Origin of the sequence: Shinella oryzae, from assembly GCF_023038235.1 — a bacterium.
In the GTDB taxonomy this organism is placed as follows: Bacteria; Pseudomonadota; Alphaproteobacteria; order Rhizobiales; family Rhizobiaceae; genus Shinella; species Shinella sumterensis.
Genome location: NZ_CP081987.1, coordinates 1301201 through 1318172 on the forward strand (window position 1 = coordinate 1301201; position 16972 = coordinate 1318172).

General features: G+C 64.7%; 14 protein-coding genes. 7 read left to right on the forward strand and 7 right to left on the reverse strand.

All coding sequences use genetic code 11. From position 1 onward, the window contains the following. The first annotated feature begins 10 nt into the window (after positions 1-10). Genes lpxD through lpxB form a run of 5 tightly spaced genes read left to right on the forward strand, consistent with a single transcriptional unit; the run spans position 11 to position 4415 of the window. Positions 11-1078, forward strand: coding sequence for a UDP-3-O-(3-hydroxymyristoyl)glucosamine N-acyltransferase (gene lpxD / locus K6301_RS06520; RefSeq protein WP_247220013.1), 1068 nt, complete (start codon positions 11-13; stop codon positions 1076-1078). Next, the gene (fabZ, locus tag K6301_RS06525) at positions 1071-1541 is read left to right on the forward strand and encodes a 3-hydroxyacyl-ACP dehydratase FabZ (RefSeq protein ID WP_247220015.1); all 471 of its coding nucleotides are present in this window, start codon (positions 1071-1073) and stop codon (positions 1539-1541) included. The genes lpxD and fabZ overlap by 8 nt, the downstream gene beginning before the upstream one ends. Continuing rightward, on the forward strand, positions 1538-2356 hold the full coding sequence (lpxA, locus tag K6301_RS06530) for an acyl-ACP--UDP-N-acetylglucosamine O-acyltransferase (protein ID WP_247220521.1): 819 nt from the start codon (positions 1538-1540) through the stop codon (positions 2354-2356). The genes fabZ and lpxA overlap by 4 nt, the downstream gene beginning before the upstream one ends. Positions 2357-2361: 5 nt before the next feature. Further along, a complete protein-coding gene (locus K6301_RS06535) occupies positions 2362-3240 on the forward strand; it encodes an LpxI family protein (RefSeq protein ID WP_247220016.1) in 879 nt (292 codons plus the stop codon). Then, positions 3237-4415: a lipid-A-disaccharide synthase gene (gene lpxB / locus K6301_RS06540; protein WP_247220018.1), complete on the forward strand. Its 1179-nt coding sequence runs from the start codon at positions 3237-3239 to the stop codon at positions 4413-4415. The genes K6301_RS06535 and lpxB overlap by 4 nt, the downstream gene beginning before the upstream one ends. A gap of 29 nt (positions 4416-4444) precedes the next feature. Here the strand turns inward: lpxB and gltA are convergent, their stop codons facing one another. Continuing rightward, the gene (gene gltA / locus K6301_RS06545; protein WP_134649149.1) at positions 4445-5734 is read right to left on the reverse strand and encodes a citrate synthase; all 1290 of its coding nucleotides are present in this window, start codon (positions 5732-5734) and stop codon (positions 4445-4447) included. A 306-nt stretch (positions 5735-6040) separates the two neighbouring features. On the opposite strand from gltA, the gene K6301_RS06550 reads away from it, so the two are divergent. Then, positions 6041-8560 carry a ComEC/Rec2 family competence protein gene (locus tag K6301_RS06550; RefSeq protein WP_247220020.1) on the forward strand — a complete coding sequence of 840 codons (2520 nt, stop codon included), beginning with the start codon at positions 6041-6043 and terminating at the stop codon, positions 8558-8560. A gap of 192 nt (positions 8561-8752) precedes the next feature. On the opposite strand, the gene lexA is transcribed toward K6301_RS06550, so the two are convergent. The 6 genes from lexA to K6301_RS06580 all read right to left on the reverse strand — a co-directional run bounded on the left by lexA (position 8753) and on the right by K6301_RS06580 (position 15037). Then, complete coding sequence (gene lexA / locus K6301_RS06555; RefSeq protein ID WP_160872302.1) at positions 8753-9475, reverse strand: transcriptional repressor LexA; 723 nt, start codon at positions 9473-9475, stop codon at positions 8753-8755. A gap of 93 nt (positions 9476-9568) precedes the next feature. Further along, complete coding sequence (locus tag K6301_RS06560; RefSeq protein ID WP_247220022.1) at positions 9569-10792, reverse strand: molybdopterin molybdotransferase MoeA; 1224 nt, start codon at positions 10790-10792, stop codon at positions 9569-9571. After that, positions 10792-11286: a cyclic pyranopterin monophosphate synthase MoaC gene (moaC, locus tag K6301_RS06565; protein WP_134649246.1), complete on the reverse strand. Its 495-nt coding sequence runs from the start codon at positions 11284-11286 to the stop codon at positions 10792-10794. The genes K6301_RS06560 and moaC overlap by 1 nt, the downstream gene beginning before the upstream one ends. Continuing rightward, positions 11286-12101: an indole-3-glycerol phosphate synthase TrpC gene (trpC, locus tag K6301_RS06570; protein WP_247220024.1), complete on the reverse strand. Its 816-nt coding sequence runs from the start codon at positions 12099-12101 to the stop codon at positions 11286-11288. The genes moaC and trpC overlap by 1 nt, the downstream gene beginning before the upstream one ends. An 8-nt stretch (positions 12102-12109) precedes the next feature. Continuing rightward, entirely contained in the window at positions 12110-13132 is a 1023-nt protein-coding gene (trpD, locus tag K6301_RS06575) for an anthranilate phosphoribosyltransferase (protein WP_247220026.1), read from the reverse strand. Between the two features lie 15 nt (positions 13133-13147). Continuing rightward, positions 13148-15037, reverse strand: a complete 1890-nt coding sequence (locus tag K6301_RS06580) for a peptidylprolyl isomerase (protein ID WP_247220028.1) — start codon at positions 15035-15037, stop codon at positions 13148-13150. Positions 15038-15319: 282 nt separating this feature from the next. Here K6301_RS06580 and K6301_RS06585 point away from each other — a divergent pair, with 282 nt between their 5' ends. After that, positions 15320-16966, forward strand: coding sequence for a Na/Pi cotransporter family protein (locus tag K6301_RS06585; protein WP_247220029.1), 1647 nt, complete (start codon positions 15320-15322; stop codon positions 16964-16966). Positions 16967-16972: the final 6 nt, after the last annotated feature.

The following is a 16972-nucleotide window of genomic DNA, read 5'->3' on the forward strand; positions in this document are numbered from 1 at the left end:
GAGTCTTGCGATGGAACATAACTGGTTCTTTCCGCCCCACGAAGGCATTCGTCTGGGAGACCTGGCGGTAGCGCTTGGGGCGGAGCTTGCCGATGCGGCGCATGCCGACCGCATCGTACGTAACGTCTCGCCCGTAAGTCGTGCGAAAGAGGGCGACCTCTGCTACATCCTTTCCCGAAAGATGCGTGCTGAGCTTGAGACGAGCGAGGCGACGGCAATCCTGTGCGACGCCGCGCTGGCGTCGCTCGTCCCGTCGCATATCGCCGTCCTGCTCTCGAAGCGCCCCCACACCGCCTTTGCGATCGCGGGCGCCATGCTTCATCCCGCAGCCATGCGTCCGGGCGTGACGACGTCCGATTCCACCGGCATTTCTCCCGCGGCCTTCGTCGATCCCGGCGCGCGCCTCGAAGCGGGCGTTGTGGTCGAACCCATGGCTGTCGTCGGCAAGGGCGCGGAGATCGGCGAGGGAACCCGCATCGGCCCCGGCGTCATCATCGGTGCGGATGTCCGCATCGGCCGCAATTGCACCATAGCCGCGGGCGCGACGCTGCAATGCGCCCTGGTCGGAAACGAGGTCATCATCCATCCGGGCGCGCGCATCGGCCAGGACGGTTTCGGTTATGCACCCGGTCTCAAGCCCGGCATGATCAAGATCGTGCAGATCGGCCGCGTGATCATCCAGGACCATGTGGAGATCGGCTCCAATACGACGATCGACCGCGGCACGATGGACGATACCGTGATCGGCGAGGGCACCAAGATCGACAATCAGGTGCAGGTCGGCCATAACGTGCGCATCGGCCGCCATTGCGGCATCGTCAGCGGCGTCGGCATTGCCGGCAGCACGCGCATCGGCGACGGCGTGATGATTGGCGGCGCCTCCGGTATCAACGGCCACATCACCATCGGCGATGGCGTGCAGATCGCCGCCATGAGCGGCGTTGTCGGCGACATCCCGCCGGGTGAACGATACGGCGGCATTCCGGCACGCCCGATGCGTGATTTCCTTCGTGACGTAGCGGAAATGGCGCTGCGTTCCAGCGCGCGAGACAAGAAGAAGGGCAGCAAGGATGACTGAAGAGACGACGAAGGCCACCCTGGGCGTAGCCGACCTGCGTGAAATCCTGACGCTGCTGCCCCATCGCTATCCGTTCCTGCTGGTGGACAAGATCATCGAGATCGATGGCGACAATTCCGCCATCGGCATCAAGAACGTCACGGTGAACGAACCCCATTTCATGGGGCATTTTCCCGATCACCCCATCATGCCCGGCGTGCTGCTGGTCGAGGGCATGGCCCAGACGGCCGGCGCCATCTGCGCGCGCAAGGCGGCATCCGGCTCGAACCTCGTCTACTTCATGACCATCGACAATGCGCGTTTCCGCAAGCCGGTCGTGCCGGGCGACCGCGTGGAATTCCATGTCGTGAAGCAGAAGCAGCGCGGCAATATCTGGAAGTTTCACTGCGATGCAAAAGTTGATGGGCATCTCGTCGCCGAAGCTGATATCGGCGCCATGATCGTGAAAAAGGAAGATGCCTGAAAATGATTGCCGCCAGTGCAAGGGTCCATCCGCTCGCCGTCGTTGAGGACGGGGCGGTCGTCGGAGAGAACGTTGTCGTCGGTCCCTTCTGCTATGTCGGGCCCAAGGTCGTTCTTCACGATGATGTGGAACTGCTGCAGCACGCGGTTGTCACGGGACGCACGGTCATCGGCTGCGGCTGCCGCTTCTTTCCGAACTCCGTCGTCGGCGGTGATCCGCAAAGCCTGCATCATGATGGCGCCGAAACGACGCTCACCGTCGGCGAGAAGTGCACGTTTCGCGAAGGCGTGACCGTCAACACGGGCACCACGGACGGCGGCGGAAAGACGGTTATCGGCAACAACAACCTGTTCCTGGCCAATTCCCACGTCGCGCATGACTGCATCCTTGGCGACCACATCGTCATGTCGAACAATGTCATGCTGGCCGGCCACGTGATCGTCGAGGACCGCGTCATCCTGGGCGGCGGCTCGGCCGTGCATCAGTTCACCCGCATCGGCCGGCAGGCGTTCATCGGCGGTCTTTCCGCCGTGTCCTACGACGTCATTCCCTACGGCATGCTCAACGGCAATCCGGGCCTGCTGAGCGGCCTCAATGTGGTCGGCATGTCGCGCGCCGGCATCGAGAAGGCGACGATCCATGAGGTCCGGCGCGCCTACAAGCAGATTTTCGAGGGCGAGGGCTCGATCCGCGCCAATGCCGCCGCCATTCGCGACGATTACGCGGGCAGCGAGCCGGTCATGCAGATCCTCGACTTCATCGCCGCCGAGAGCGATCGCGCGCTCTCATCCCCGCATCGGGGCAGCAAGGGCTGACCGCCATGACGGACAGCCGGCCCGATATCCGTGACCGGCTCGCCATCATCGCAGGTGGCGGTCTTCTTCCACGCTACGTTGCCGAGGCGGCGCGTGCGCGTGGTGAGGTGCCGTACATTCTCGCCTTGCGCAACGAGTCCGGCGATGACTGGTCGGATTTCGATCACGAGATCATTTCCATCGGAAACTATGCCGGCATCGGCGCGGCCTTTCGCCGGCACGGCATCGGACGGGCGGTGCTGTCGGGCTGGGTGCGTCGCAGGCCGGAATGGCGCGATATCCATGCGCCCTTGCGTATGCTGCTGGCTGTTCCCTCGGTGGTGAGTACCCTGCTGAAAGGTGGCGATGACGCGGTTCTGAGAATGGTGATCCGTCTGATCGAGGCCGAGGGTGTGCGCATCGTCGGCGCGCATGAAATCGTGCCTGATCTCCTCGGCTGCGAGGGGCCGCTTGGCCATGTCGTGCCGGATCGTGATGCCGAGGCGGATATTGCCGCGGCCACCGCCGCAGCGCAGGCGCTCGGTCGTCTGGATGTGGGGCAGGGCGCTGTCGCCGTCGGCGGCCGGGTGGTGGCGCTCGAGGGCGCCGAGGGCACGGATGGCATGCTGGAGCGCGTCGCAGCATTGCGCGCCGCCGGACGCATCTCGCAACGCCGCAAGGGCGTTCTGGTCAAGCTCTGCAAGCCGGGACAGGATATGCGCGCCGATCTTCCCGCCATCGGCGTGGAGACACTGTCGCGCGCCCGCGCCGCGGGCCTTGCCGGTATTGCGGTGGAAGCCGGTCGCTCCCTGGTGCTGGAACGGGACGCGATCATTGCCGAGGCGGATGCACACGGCCTCTTCGTAACGGGGATCGTGCCGGACAGAAGGGAAAAGACGCCATGACGAAGGGCCCCCTCAAAATAGCCATCGTCGCGGGTGAGGTTTCGGGCGACATGCTCGGCGGCGATCTCGTTGCCGCCCTGCGCTCCGCCTATCCCGGCGATATCGAAATCATGGGCGTCGGCGGCCCGGCGCTGGAGGGGCAGAGGCTGAAATCCCTGTTCGATTTCTCCGAACTCTCGATCATGGGGATTTCACAGGTGCTGAAGCGGCTCCCGCTGCTGCTGCGCCGTATTCGCCAGACAGCGGATGCCATCGTCGCGGCACAGCCGGATGTGTTCGTGATCATCGACAGCCCGGATTTCACCCACCGCGTTGCAAAGCGTGTGCGCAAGGCAAGGCCCGATCTGCCCGTCGTCAACTATGTCTGCCCCAGCGTTTGGGCGTGGAAGGAACAGCGCGCGCCACGCATGCGCGGCTATGTCGACCGGGTCCTGGCGCTGCTGCCCTTCGAACCCGACGTCATGCAGCGGCTGGGCGGCCCCGTTACGACCTATGTGGGCCATCGCCTGGTCAGCGATGCCGATATCGGCCGGATACGCGCAGCACGGCTTGTGCGGCCCGAAACGCCGCCGGGCGAACGCCGGTGCCTTCTTTTGCCCGGTTCGCGCAGCACCGAAATCACCCGCCTTCTTCCCATTTTCGGTGAAACGGCCAGGATACTGGCTGAGCGCAATCCCGGTATCGGTTTTCTCCTGCCCACCGTTCCGCGACAGGAGGCGCTGGTGCGCCGCCTGACGGCCGATTGGCCGGTCAGGCCTGTCGTCACCGTGACTCCGGAGGAGAAATGGCAGGCCTTCGTCGAGGCGGACGCCGCCATCGCCGCCTCCGGTACCGTCATCCTGGAACTGGCGCTGGCGCGTGTGCCGGTGCTTTCCACCTATAGGTTCGACTGGCTGGCGAATTTCTTCGTGGGCCGGCTCAAGATCTGGACGGCGGCCATTCCGAACATGATCGCCGACTACGGCGTCGTGCCCGAGTTTCTCAATGAGCAAGTGCGTCCCGGCACGCTCGCCCGCGGCTTCGAGCGGCTCGCTGCCGACACGACCGAGCGCCGGGCGATGCTGGAGGGCTACGACCTCGTTCTGGAGCGCATGCAGACCGCCCGGCCGCCCGGAGAAACCGGTGCGGCCGTCATTCTGGACCTTCTTGCAGAAAAAAAGCCCGGTCAGTTCTGACCGGGCTTTTTCATGTCGTCCTTGCTGGATCAGCGCTTGGAAACCGGCGTGTAATCACGCTTCGGTTCACCGATATAGAGCTGCCGCGGGCGGCCGATGCGCTGTTCGGGATCCTCGATCATCTCGTTCCACTGGGCAATCCAGCCCACGGTGCGGGCAAGCGCGAAGAGAACGGTGAACATCGTGGTGGGGAAACCCAGCGCCTTCAGCGTGATGCCCGAATAGAAGTCGATGTTCGGATAGAGCTTCTTTTCGATGAAGTACTCGTCCGTCAGGGCGATACGCTCCAGCTCCATGGCGACTTCCAGCATCGGATCGTCCTTGATGCCGAGTTCGCCGAGAACCTCATGCGTCGTCTTCTGCATGATGCGCGCGCGCGGATCGTAGTTCTTGTAGACGCGGTGGCCAAAGCCCATCAGGCGGAACGGATCGTTCTTGTCCTTGGCGCGCGCGACATATTCCGGAATGCGATCGACCGAGCCGATCTCGGCCAGCATGTTGAGGGCTGCTTCGTTCGCGCCGCCATGGGCAGGGCCCCACAGGCAGGCGATGCCGGCCGCGATGCAGGCGAACGGGTTGGCGCCCGAGGAGCCGGCGAGGCGAACCGTCGAGGTCGACGCGTTCTGCTCGTGGTCGGCATGCAGGATGAAGATGCGATCCATGGCGCGCGAAAGCACCGGATTGACCACATATTCCTCACAGGGAACCGCAAAACACATGCGCAGGAAATTCGACGCGTAGTCGAGGTCGTTCTTCGGGTAAACGAAGGGCTGGCCGATATGGTACTTGTAGGCCATCGCCGCAATCGTCGGCATCTTGGCGATCATGCGCAACGAGGCGACCATGCGCTGGTGCGGGTCGGTGATATCAGTCGAGTCGTGGTAGAAGGCCGACAGTGCGCCGACGCAGCCGCACATTACGGCCATCGGGTGGGCATCGCGGCGGAAGCCGGTGAAGAAGCGGCTCATCTGCTCGTGCACCATCGTGTGGTGCGTGACGCGATGGTCGAAGTCGTCCTTCTGGGCCTTCGTCGGCAGATCGCCGTACAGCAGGAGATAGCAGACTTCCAGGAAGTCGCCGTGTTCCGCCAGCTGCTCGATCGGGTAGCCGCGGTGCAGCAGCACGCCCTCATCGCCGTCGATATAGGTGATCTTCGATTCGCACGAGGCCGTGGAGGTGAAGCCGGGATCGTAGGTGAAGGTACCCGTGTTCTTGTAGAGCGTGCCGATGTCGATCACATCGGGGCCGATCGTCCCGGATCGCGTCGGCAGCTCGATTGTCTTGCCACCGACCGATACGTCCGCGCCTTTTCCTGTCATAACGATCCTCCGTTGTTTCGAATGGCGGCATCCGGTTGTACCGGCGCCACGAACATGCCCGTTTTGCTAGCCCATTTGCGATGTCCTGCCAAGCGATACGAAAGGCAAATTGTGCATTGCGGTAACAGGCTTTCCGGCAACGCAATATCTACCCTTTGAGCGAAGTTGCAAGCAACTATTGAGGGTGGTCGGAAAATTGCGGAGGGCGCATCCTTTCTGGCTGCCTTACCATCGGCTTCATCTACTTTCGATTGAATGTTGCGCCGATCGATTGCATGATGCGGCGGGGACAGTGAGGCCGGGCGCATGGCCGGAACGGAGATCGCAGAGCGGGAGCGGGCCGCGAAGGCCTATAAGTGGGATGTCCGGCCAGGCGATGGCGCGGTGCCCGCTGCGTTCGACGATGCTCCTGCGCCGGCTGGGACATCCGCGCCGTGGTACAGTCAGGCTTTGGTCTGGCTCCGGCCGCGCCGCGCCGTCCGAGAAAGCCTGTCGGAGGCGCTGGTCGAGGAGCGCGGCCACGGGCACTTCTTCCTGTTCGTTCCGGTCTTCCTTGGAATAGGCGCGGCTCTCTGGTTTGCCGCCGAGGCCGATCCACCGATTTATGCCATGGTGCTAGGGGCCATCGCCACCGCGGTGCCCGCCTGGCGGCTTCGACATCGCGAGGATTTGGGCGCGATCCTGGCGGGTGGCGCGTTCCTCGTTCCGATCGGCATGCTTCTCGCAGCGCTCGAAAGTGCACGGCTCGATACCGTCATTCTCGACACGCCCGTGACGACCGTGATCGAAGGGCGGGTGCTGGCGCGCGAAAGCGGTGCGGGCAACGCGATCCGGTATCGCATCGCGCTGGAGAAGACGCGCGAGCCGGCTCTGAAACGCGCGCCGCAGGTTGTTACGCTTCTGGCGCGAAGCCGTCACGACCCCATCGCCATCGGCCACGGCATATCGGGCCGGGCGCGTCTTGGGCCACCCTCGGGCCCGGCCCTGGCCGGCCTCAACGACTTCGCCTTCGACGCATATTTCGCCGGCACGGGCGCGGTCGGTTATTTCTACAGTGCGCCGGTCGCAATCGAGACCGCTCCGACCGGGTGGAGCTACCGCATATCGCAGCGGATCGCGATATGGCGAAACAACCTGACCGAGCATATCCGAGGACGCATCGGGGGCGATGCCGGCGCGATCGCCGCGGCTCTGGTGACGGCGGAACAGCGGGCGATCAGCGAGGAGACGGTGGAGGCGCTCCGCCAGGCCGGGCTCGCCCATGTCCTGGCCATTTCCGGTCTCAACATGGTGCTCGCGGCCGGCACGTTCCTTGTCGGCGCGCGCATGCTGATGGCGCTCATACCGGGCTTTGCCGAACGATTTCCCACGCGCAAGATCGCGGCGGGCGGTGCACTCCTCATGGTCACGCTTTACATTCTCGTGTCGGGCGGCGCGATCTCGGCCGTCCGGTCATGGATCATGATCTGCGTGATGCTGATCGCCGTGCTCTTCGGCCGCTCCGCCATCAGTATGCGCAATGTGGCGCTGTCGGCCATCATCATCCTCGCCGTCACGCCTTCCGCCATCACCAATCCCGGCTTCCAGATGTCCTACGCCGCAACGCTCGGCCTCGTCGCCGGTTATGCGGCGTGGCGCGAGCGGCCCGTGCGCAAGGAGGGCAAAGGCGGCGCGTTGCGCTTGACCGGCGGCGTGGCCGGGCGCTTCTTCGGCGGACTTCTGCTGTCGTCGGCGATCGGAAGCCTGTCGACGCTGATCTACTCCATCGGCCACTTTCACCGCGTGCCGGCCTACGGGCTTGCCGGCAACCTGCTGGCCATGCCGGCGATCAGCGCGATCGTCATGCCCTTTGGCCTCATCGCCGTCCTGCTCATGCCCTTCGGGCTGGATGCCGTTCCCTTTGCCATCATGGGCAAGGGCATCGAATGGATGATCGCGCTGGCGTCGTGGGTTTCGAGCTGGAAGGGCGGGGATATCGTCACCGGTAAAATTCCCATGTCCGCCTTCCTGCTGATCGGTGTCGGCGGGGGGCTGCTCTGTATCCTGCGCACGCGGCTGCGGCATGCCGGGACGGTCTTCATTGTCGCCGGTGCGCTGGTGGCCCTTTGGCCGTCCACGCGCGGGAAACCGGAACTGCTCATCTCCGAAGACGGGCGTCTGGTTGCGATCCTGCGCGGCGATGCGGTTGCCACGAACCGCGCCAAGCCGCCGGGTTTCATCTACGACCAATGGCGTCGCGCGATGCGGCTCGGCGACCTGACCAAGCCGGAACTGCGAAAGACCGCCGACCTGCTGCTGGCGGAGACGGCGACGGAGAAAGCCGCTGCCGGGACCGACAGGAAACGACCGCGCCGCAAGGCGGACAGGACGAAGGCGAAGGACGCGATGACGGAGGCTATCGCGGCAGCGCGACAGGCGCATACCTTCGTCTGCGAGGCGAAGGCCTTCTGCGCTGCCGTTTCGCCGAGCAGCTGGACGATCGTCACCCTTGAGGATACGGCCTTTCTGGGCACGGCCTGCGACACGGCTGATCTCGTCGTCGTACCCTTCGCCCTGCGGCTCGACAGCTGCCGCTCGGGTGCGAGGCTTGTGACCGCACGTCATCTGCGCCGAACGGGCGCTTTGGAAATCACGCCGCCGATCGACGATCCCACCGCAAGCCTCGCCGGCGCGACCGACATGCCGGCCGTGGAAACCTTGGCGCGCGCCTGGTCAAGGCATCGCACCTATGACTGGCGCAGCGACACTTTCGAAACGGCAGCCGCAACGCCGCCGGCAGAGACTGAGACCAAGGAGGTCGATCGCTCGCCTCTTCAATTGCCATGAAGTCAGCCGAGCGGCCAAGCTTCCCGATTTGCAGCGATCGTAGAAAAAGCCACCTGACCGCACGCTATCGCTAACGGCAGAGCACCGGGCGAAGCGAGGGGAGACCTTAGCCGCCAAGCTCCATCATACCCGAGCTGCGGTCCTGAACTGACAAGACGCTCACCACGCGCTATAATGCTTGTCCAATGCGTCTCAATGATACCGGCGGATAAGCCCCACGAGCTTGCCCTGGATCTTGACCCGGTCGGGCCCGAAGATCCGGGTCTCGTAGGCCGGGTTCGCGGCTTCAAGCGCGATGGACGCGCCCTTGCGGCGGAAGCGCTTCAGCGTCGCCTCTTCGTCGTCGACGAGAGCAACGATGATTTCACCGGGATTGGCGGTGCTGGCGTTGCGGATGATGACCGTGTCGCCATCGAGAATGCCGGCCTCGATCATCGAATCGCCCTTCACCTCGAGCGCATAGTGATCGCCGTTGCCGATCATTTCGGCCGGGACGGTGATCTCGTGCGTGTTGTTCTGGATGGCGGAGATCGGAACGCCGGCGGCGATACGGCCCATGACCGGAACGGAAACAGACGACGACATGGTCGGCTGTGGCGCCACGGGCTTGGATGGCGTCACGGCGGGGGGCTGCTTGCCGAGGCTGCCTTCGATGACCGACGGCGAAAATCCGCGGCGCGGCTGGAGGCTTGGCGAATAGGCCTCCGGAAGCTTGATCACCTCGAGCGCGCGGGCCCGATTCGGCAGGCGGCGGATGAAGCCTCGTTCTTCAAGCGCCGTGATGAGGCGGTGGATGCCCGACTTCGAGGCGAGATCCAAGGCATCCTTCATCTCGTCGAAGGACGGAGGAATGCCGGATTCCTTCATACGCTCGTGAATGAACAGGAGCAGTTCCTGTTGTTTGCGCGTCAGCATGGCCTCTCCAACGAGAATCGTGAAACAAATCCAGAACAGACACTATCCGTTCCACATGTGTTCCGCAAGGGCCTGCGCGCACAATAATACCATTCAGGCCGCCGGTTCCCTGAGAACGAGGACGTCGCAGAGCGCGCCGGGCTCCTCTGCCGGTGCATGCGGCGGGCGGATCAGCAACCCTTCGGATTCGGCGAAGATCTTCATCATCGACGAATCCTGCTTGTCGAAAGGCGTGACGAGGAGACCGCCGTCCGGGCCGCGCACGAGTCGCGCACGAATGTAATCCTGCCGGCGGTCGTTCTGCTTGAGCGGCACGGCGGCGGCGGCCGGGCGCACCCGGTTCATCGCGGGCAGGCGCGCGAGTTTGCGGACCAGCGGTTCCAGATAGAGATAGGAGCAGACAAGGCTGGAGACGGGATTGCCGGGCAGGCCGATCACCTGGATATCGCCGAGGCGGCCGACCATCAGCGGCTTGCCAGGACGCATGGCGATGCGCCAGAAATCGAGTGCCATGCCGGCCTCGCCGAGCACGGGCTGAACGAGATCGAAATCGCCGACGGATGCGCCGCCGAGCGTCACCAACACGTCGATGTCCATTTCCAGCGCCCGGCGCACGGCATCCAATATGGTCTGCTTGTCGTCTCTCACGATGCCCAGATCGATCACCTCTGCGCCGGCTTCGCGCGCGATGGCCGCGACGCCGAAGCTGTTGGAGGCGATGATCTGGCTTGCACCGGGCGTCTCTCCCGGCGGCACGAGTTCGTCGCCCGTCGCAAGGATCGCGACCCGCGGGCGCGAATAGACGGGCAGGTCCGGGTGGTTCATGGCCGCCGCAACGGTCAGCCGGCCGGCATCCAGCACCTGGCCGGCCTTCAGCACAACCTCGCCGTCGGTGAAATCCTGCCCCCGCGGGCGGATATGGCGGCCCTTGGGCGTGAGGAACGTCGTGCGGATGCGGCCGTCTTCCAGAAGCTCGGTGTCTTCCTGAAGGATGACCGTATCGGCGAAGGCCGGCAGCGGCGCACCGGTGAAGATACGAACCGCTTCCCCCGGGCCCGCCGTGCCGTCGAAAGCGTGGCCGGCGGAGGACAGGCCGGCGACCCTGAGCACCGATCCGACCTCCGCGATGTCGGCGTGGCGGACGGCATAACCGTCCATCGCCGAATTGTCGAAAGGCGGCTGAGTGAGGCGGGCGGCGACATCGTCGGCCAGCACGCGTCCAGCGGCGTCGTGGAGCGGGACGCTTTCCGTCCGCCTCACCGGCTTGGCCGCGGACAGCAGGCGGTTGAGGGCGTCGGCAACGAGAAGAAGGGACATCAGCCGTCCCTGCGCTTGTAGTCGCCGGAACGGCCGCCGGATTTTTCGACGAGGCGAATGCCGCCGATTTCCATCTCGCGGTCGACCGCCTTTGCCATGTCGTAGATGGTCAGGCACGCGACGCTGACGGCGGTCAGCGCCTCCATCTCCACGCCGGTGCGGCCGGTGAGCTTGGCCATGGCCTCGATGCGCAGCCCGGGCAGGGCGTGGTCCTCGCGGATTTCCACGGAAACCTTGCTGAGCATCAGCGGGTGGCAGAGCGGAATGAGGCTGGACGTCTGCTTGGCGGCCATGATGCCTGCGAGGCGCGCCGTGCCGATGACGTCGCCCTTCTTCGCATCGCCCTTGAGAATGAGGTCGAGCGTGGCGGGCAGCATGCGTACGAAACCTTCCGCCACGGCTATCCGCACCGTTTCCGCCTTGTCGCCGACATCGACCATATGGGCTTCGCCGGCGGCATCGATATGGGTGAGCGTGCGGGCGTCGTCGCCCATCATTCCGCCGCCAGCATGTCGGCGGAGCCGGTCAGCAGGTCGCGCGTCGCCGCCGTCACGTCATCCTTGCGCATCAGGCTTTCGCCGACGAGGAAGGTGGAGATGCCGACCTTGGCGAGGCGCTGGCAATCGGCATGGGTAAACACGCCGCTCTCGCCCACGAGCAGCCGGTCCTCCGGCACCATGCCGGCGAGCTTTTCAGAAACGGCGAGATCGACCGCGAAGGTGCGCAGGTTGCGGTTGTTGATGCCGACAAGCTTGGATTTCAGCTTGAGCGCGCGCTCCATTTCCGCTTCGTCATGCACCTCGATCAGGACATCCATGCCGAGCGAAAAGGCGGAGTCTTCCAGCATCTTCGCCGTGTCGTCGTCGAGAGAGGCCATGATGAGCAGGATGCAGTCGGCACCCCAGGCGCGCGCTTCCAGCATCTGGTAGCTGTCGAACATGAAGTCCTTGCGCAGTGCCGGCAGTGCGCAGGCGTTGCGTGCGGCCGTCAAAAATTCCGGCGCGCCCTGAAAACTCGGCGCGTCGGTCAGCACGGAAAGGCAGGCCGCACCGCCGGCCTCATAGGCCCTGGCAAGCGCCGGCGGATCGAAATCCGGGCGGATGAGGCCCTTGGAAGGGCTGGCCTTCTTGATTTCCGCAATCAGGCCGAACCGGCCTTGTGCCTTCTTGTCCTTCAGGCTGGCAAAGAAACCGCGCGGCGGTTCCTGGTCGTGGATGCGGGCGCGAAGCTCCGCCGGTGCCACACGCGCCTTGGCGGCGGCAATTTCGTCCAGCTTGTAGGCTTCGATCTTCTTCAGGATATCGGTCATGAGCAATCCTAACCCGTCGCGGCTTCGTTGGAAACCGTGACGAGTCGTTCCAGGGCGGCGCGTGCGCGGCCACTTTCGAGCGATTCGGTGGCGAGTGTCATGCCATCCGCCAGGGTCTCGGCCTTGCCGGCGACGACGAGCGAGGCCGCGGCATTGGCGAGCGATATGTCACGATAGGGCATGTGCGCGCCGCCGAGCACGGAGAGCAGGGCCGCGGCATTGTGCGCGCCATCACCGCCGCGCAGATCGTCGAGCGTCACCTGCGGCAGCCCGAAATCGGCCGGCGTCAGTTCGAACGTACGGATCTTGCCGCCTTCCAGGGCCGCGACCTGGGTGGTGCCCGTCGTCGTGATCTCATCCAGCCCTTCGCCGTGCACGACCCACAGGCTTTCCGAACCGAGATCGCGCATGACTTCGGCCAGCGGCAGCAGCCACTGGGGAGAGAAGACGCCGAGCAACTGGCGCTTCACGCCGCCGGGATTGGAAAGCGGGCCGAGCAAGTTGAAGATCGTGCGCGTTCCCAGTTCGACGCGGGAGGGGCCGACATGCTTCATCGCCGGATGATGCAGCTGGGCGAACATGAAGCCGAGGCCGGCATCGTGCACGCAGCGCGCAATATCCGCCGGACCGATATCGAGCTTTACGCCGAGGCAGGAGAGGGCGTCCGCCGTGCCCGACTTAGAGCTGAGCGCGCGGTTGCCGTGCTTGGCGACAGGCACGCCGGCGCCCGCCACGATGATCGCCGCAAGCGTCGAGATGTTGTAGGTGCCGGCGCCATCGCCGCCCGTGCCGACGATGTCGATCGCATCGGCCGGCACGTCCACCGGCAGCATGCGCGCCCGCATCGAACCGACCGCGCCATAGATTTCGTCCACGGTCTCGCCACGCACGCGCAGCGCCATGAGGAAACCGCCGATCTGCGATGGCGTGGCCGCGCCCGACATGATGATCTCGAACGCGCCGCGCGCTTCCTCCCGGTCAAGGGAGGCGCCGGCGGCGACCTTGGCGATATAGGGTTTCAGGTCGGACATGCGGCTGCGTCTCCCTCAGCGCGTGATGCTCTGTTCGGCGAGCGTCCGATTGATAGAGACGCCATAGGAGGTCTGCAGCGCGCTGACCATCTGGTCGAGGATATCGTCGCCGCTGACCCGGGCAACGGCCGCGATCTGCTGCGCGTCATCGGACAGCGCGTCGGTGGTGGCGTCGGTATTGACCTCGGTCACCTTCAGAAGGATCTGGCCTTCACCGTCGACGCCGGGCGTGTTGGCGACGTGGCCGACCGGGCCGCCGAAAGCAGCGGCAACGGCCGGCGGGCTCAGGACGGCATCCTGCGCGCCGCGATGCAGACCCGCCTTCGTCTCGACGACCATGCCGAGTTCGGCCGCGATCGCGGCGAGATCGCCGCCCTTGCGCACGCGCTCGGCCAGTTCCTCGGCCTTCTTGCCAAGCGCCTGGCGCTGCTGTTCTGCCGTCCAGTCGGCGACGACGCGGTCGCGGACCTCGTCCAGCGTGCGGTCGCGCTCCGGCACGATATCGAGCACTTCGAACCAGGCGTAGCCTTCGCGGCCGATATTGACCGGCGACGTCTCCATGCCGACATCGGTCTTGAAGACCTCGCCGATCAGCGCCGCCTTTTCCGGAATGCCGGTGATCTCTTCGCCCTTGTCGTCATTGCCCTGCGCATCGGCGGCCTCGACCGTTACGGCCTTGAGGTTGTTCTTGGCAGCGGCTTCCGCCAGCGTCATGCCATCGGCACGGCTGTCCTCGATGCGGTCGTGCACGGCGAGGATGCCCTGGGCCGCCTCGTTGAGTGCAAGCTCGTTGCGCAGGTCTTCCTTGACCTCGTCGAAGCTCTTGACGGTTTCCGGGCGGATATTCGTGACGCGCAGGATGATCGGGCCGAACGTGCCGTCGATGACAGGCGTCGTGCCGCCATCGGCGGTCACCGCAAAGGCGGGCGCGGCAAGCTTCTGGTCAGGTACGTTCGCTTCCGTGAAGTCGCCGAGCAGCACGTCTGCGGCTGTCTTGCCTTCTTCGGAGATGAGGGCGTCGAAGGTCGTGCCGGCTGCCAGCTTGGCGGCGGCAGCGTCGGCCGCTGCACGGTCGGCGAAGCTCAGCTGTTCTATGGTGCGCGTCGCAGGGGTGCGATACTTGGCGACGTTCTTGTCGTAATCGGCCTTCACCGCTTCATCGGTAATGGCCGCCGTGTCCACGATGTCCTTCGGCTCGAGCGAGACGTAGACGAATTTGCGGTATTCAGGCGCGCGGTATTTTGCCTTGTTCTCTTCGAACCATGGCGCCAGCACGTCGTCGCCCGGCGCCTTGACCGGATCGATATTGGCGTTGGTCAGGATGAGATAATCGATCGAGCGGGCCTCGCCGCGGTACTGGCGCAGCGCTTCGAGAAGCGTTTCAGGCGCCTTGTAGCCATCCGAGACCGCCTCGACGACCTGCGTGCGGATCGCGACCTGGCTGCGGTTGTTGATATAGTCGTTTTCGCGCAGGCCCGCATTGCGCAGGATGGCGGAGAAGGCCGTGCGGTCGAACTGGCCATTGACGCCGCGGAAGGCCGGGTCGTCGGCGATCAGCTGCGCAAGGCGGCCTTCGGACAGGCCGAGATTCATGTCGCGCGACAGCTGGTCGAGGGCCGCGCCGGCAACGAGCTCGGCGAAGACCTGGTTCTCGACGCCGAAGGCGCGGGCCTGCTCGGCGTTCAGCCGCATGCCGAAGCGCTGCGACATCGTGGCGACCTGCCGCTCATAGGCGAGGCGGAAATCGGTCGGCGAAACCTTGACGTCGCCGACGGTGACGACGGCATTGGACGCGCCTGTGACGATCGAGCTTGAAACGCCCCATATCGCGAAGGAACCGACCAGAACGATCAGCAGGGCTTTTGCCACCCAAGTCTGGGCGGCGCGTCTCAGGGCTTCGAGCATCGTCTATATTTCCTCATCTCGGCGGCCATGCGGCCGGAGAACGTCTCATAACGGAAAGTTCTCGGGAAATGAAGTCCGCGGACTTCTGCAATTCCGGGCAAAATCGACCGATGGCGCAAATCGGCGCGACACTGTCGATATTCTTCGCCGGCAAAATAAAATTTCCTGAAATTATTAGCGGATTCAAGCCGGATTGCGCTGTCATAATCGAAAGATTCGTGGTCGGATGCGTGATCAGTCCGGCGAGTCCCATAATCCTCGGGCTGCAAGGAGACGGAAGACGTGGAATCCACGATCGTCATGATCAACCTTTTTGGCGCCGTCGCGCTGCTGCTCTTCGGCCTCGCACTGGTCAAGGACGGCATGACGCGGGCGTTCGGCGTCAAGCTGCGCTCTGGGCTGGCGCTCGGCACGCGCGGGCCCTTCCGCTCCTTCTTCGCCGGTTTCGTGGCGACCGTCGCGCTGCAGAGCTCGACGGCGACGGCATTGATGATCGCCTCCTTTGTCGAGAAGAACCTGGTCCGCGCGCGCATGGCCCAGATCGTGCTGCTCGGCGCCAATGTCGGCACCGCCGTCACGGCCTGGCTGGTCGCGACCGGGATAGAGTCGATCTCGCCGCTGATCATTCTCGTCGGCGTCGTGTTCTACAAGTCCACGGGATCGACGGCACGGCAGGGCCTGGGATCGGCGCTGGTCGGTATCGGCCTCATGCTGCTGTCGCTCCATCTTCTCAGTCTGGCGACGGAGCCGATGCGCCAGTCGCCGGCGCTCGCGGCGTTCCTGACGCTGCTGGATGGTGCATGGCCCGCGGCGCTTGCATTCTCCACCGTGCTCGCGATCATTTCCTCCTCCAGCCTTGCGGTCGTCGTGCTCATCCTGTCGCTGGCGGCAATGGGCATCCTGTCGCCGGCCCTGACGGTGATCCTCGTGCTGGGCGCCAATCTCGGCGGCGCCGTGCCGCCGGTCATCGCGACGCTGCGGGCTGCCGCCTCCGCGCGGCGCGTGACGCTCGGGAACCTGCTGGTGCGCGGCGCGGGCTGCTTGGTCGTCCTGCCGTTCGCCGGTCAGGTGGCGGATCTGCTTGCGCTGCTGCCCGTGCCGGCCGCCAAGCTGCCGGTCGATGTGCACCTTGCCTTCAACCTCGTGGTGGCGCTGGTGCTCTGGCCGCTGTCCGGACCGCTCTCGCGGCTGATGGAAAAGCTGGTGCCCGATGACAAGCCGGAGGAAAGCGGGCCGAAATATCTGGAGGATTCCGCGCTCTCCAGCCCGGTCGTCGCGCTGTCGGGCGCGACCCGCGAGGTGCTGCGTGTCGGCGACCTGATCGAGGCCATGCTGATCCGCACCATGCGGGCCTTCAACGATAATAATCTGGCGCCGCTCAAGGATATCGGCAACCTGGAGCAGCAGGTCGACGGCCTTCAGCAGGAGGTGAAGATATACCTTTCCCGGCTCGGTCGTCAGGGTGTCGACGGCGAATGCGCGGCGCGGTCGATCGTCATCATCGATTATGCGATCAACCTCGAACATGTCGGCGATATCATCGAAAAGGGCTTGCAGGACCAGGTTCGCAAGAAGGTGGTCAACGGCCTGAAGTTCTCCGAGGACGGCTACAAGGAGCTGGCCAATCTCTTCAATCTGACGATTGAGAACCTGCGCATCGCCCAGACCATCTTCGTGACGCGCGATTCCGCGCTGGCGCGCCAGCTCGTCGAGGTCAAGGTCGATGTGCGCCGCATGGAGAAGCAGTCTTCCGAGCGCCATCTGGAGCGCCTGCGCGACGGCCGTCTCGACAGCCTCCAGACGAGTTCGCTGCATCTCGACATGCTGCGCGACCTCAAGCGCGTCAATGCGCACCTCGTTTCGGTCGCCTATCCGATCCTGGATGAAAACGGATTGCTGACGGAAAGCCGCCTGCGCAGCACCAGCTGATCGTGC

What these genes read in the sequence shown, in the direction of transcription:
- K6301_RS06535 (WP_247220016.1), top strand. Translation starts at nt 2,362, where the DNA reads ATGACGGACAGCCGGCCCGATATCCGTGACCGGCTCGCCATCATCGCA.
- trpD (WP_247220026.1), bottom strand. Translation starts at nt 13,132, where the DNA reads ATGTCCGACCTGAAACCCTATATCGCCAAGGTCGCCGCCGGCGCCTCC.
- moaC (WP_134649246.1), bottom strand. Translation starts at nt 11,286, where the DNA reads ATGGGCGACGACGCCCGCACGCTCACCCATATCGATGCCGCCGGCGAA.
- fabZ (WP_247220015.1), top strand. Translation starts at nt 1,071, where the DNA reads ATGACTGAAGAGACGACGAAGGCCACCCTGGGCGTAGCCGACCTGCGT.
- gltA (WP_134649149.1), bottom strand. Translation starts at nt 5,734, where the DNA reads ATGACAGGAAAAGGCGCGGACGTATCGGTCGGTGGCAAGACAATCGAG.
- lpxB (WP_247220018.1), top strand. Translation starts at nt 3,237, where the DNA reads ATGACGAAGGGCCCCCTCAAAATAGCCATCGTCGCGGGTGAGGTTTCG.
- lexA (WP_160872302.1), bottom strand. Translation starts at nt 9,475, where the DNA reads ATGCTGACGCGCAAACAACAGGAACTGCTCCTGTTCATTCACGAGCGT.
- K6301_RS06550 (WP_247220020.1), top strand. Translation starts at nt 6,041, where the DNA reads ATGGCCGGAACGGAGATCGCAGAGCGGGAGCGGGCCGCGAAGGCCTAT.
- lpxD (WP_247220013.1), top strand. Translation starts at nt 11, where the DNA reads ATGGAACATAACTGGTTCTTTCCGCCCCACGAAGGCATTCGTCTGGGA.
- K6301_RS06560 (WP_247220022.1), bottom strand. Translation starts at nt 10,792, where the DNA reads ATGTCCCTTCTTCTCGTTGCCGACGCCCTCAACCGCCTGCTGTCCGCG.
- K6301_RS06580 (WP_247220028.1), bottom strand. Translation starts at nt 15,037, where the DNA reads ATGCTCGAAGCCCTGAGACGCGCCGCCCAGACTTGGGTGGCAAAAGCC.
- trpC (WP_247220024.1), bottom strand. Translation starts at nt 12,101, where the DNA reads ATGACCGATATCCTGAAGAAGATCGAAGCCTACAAGCTGGACGAAATT.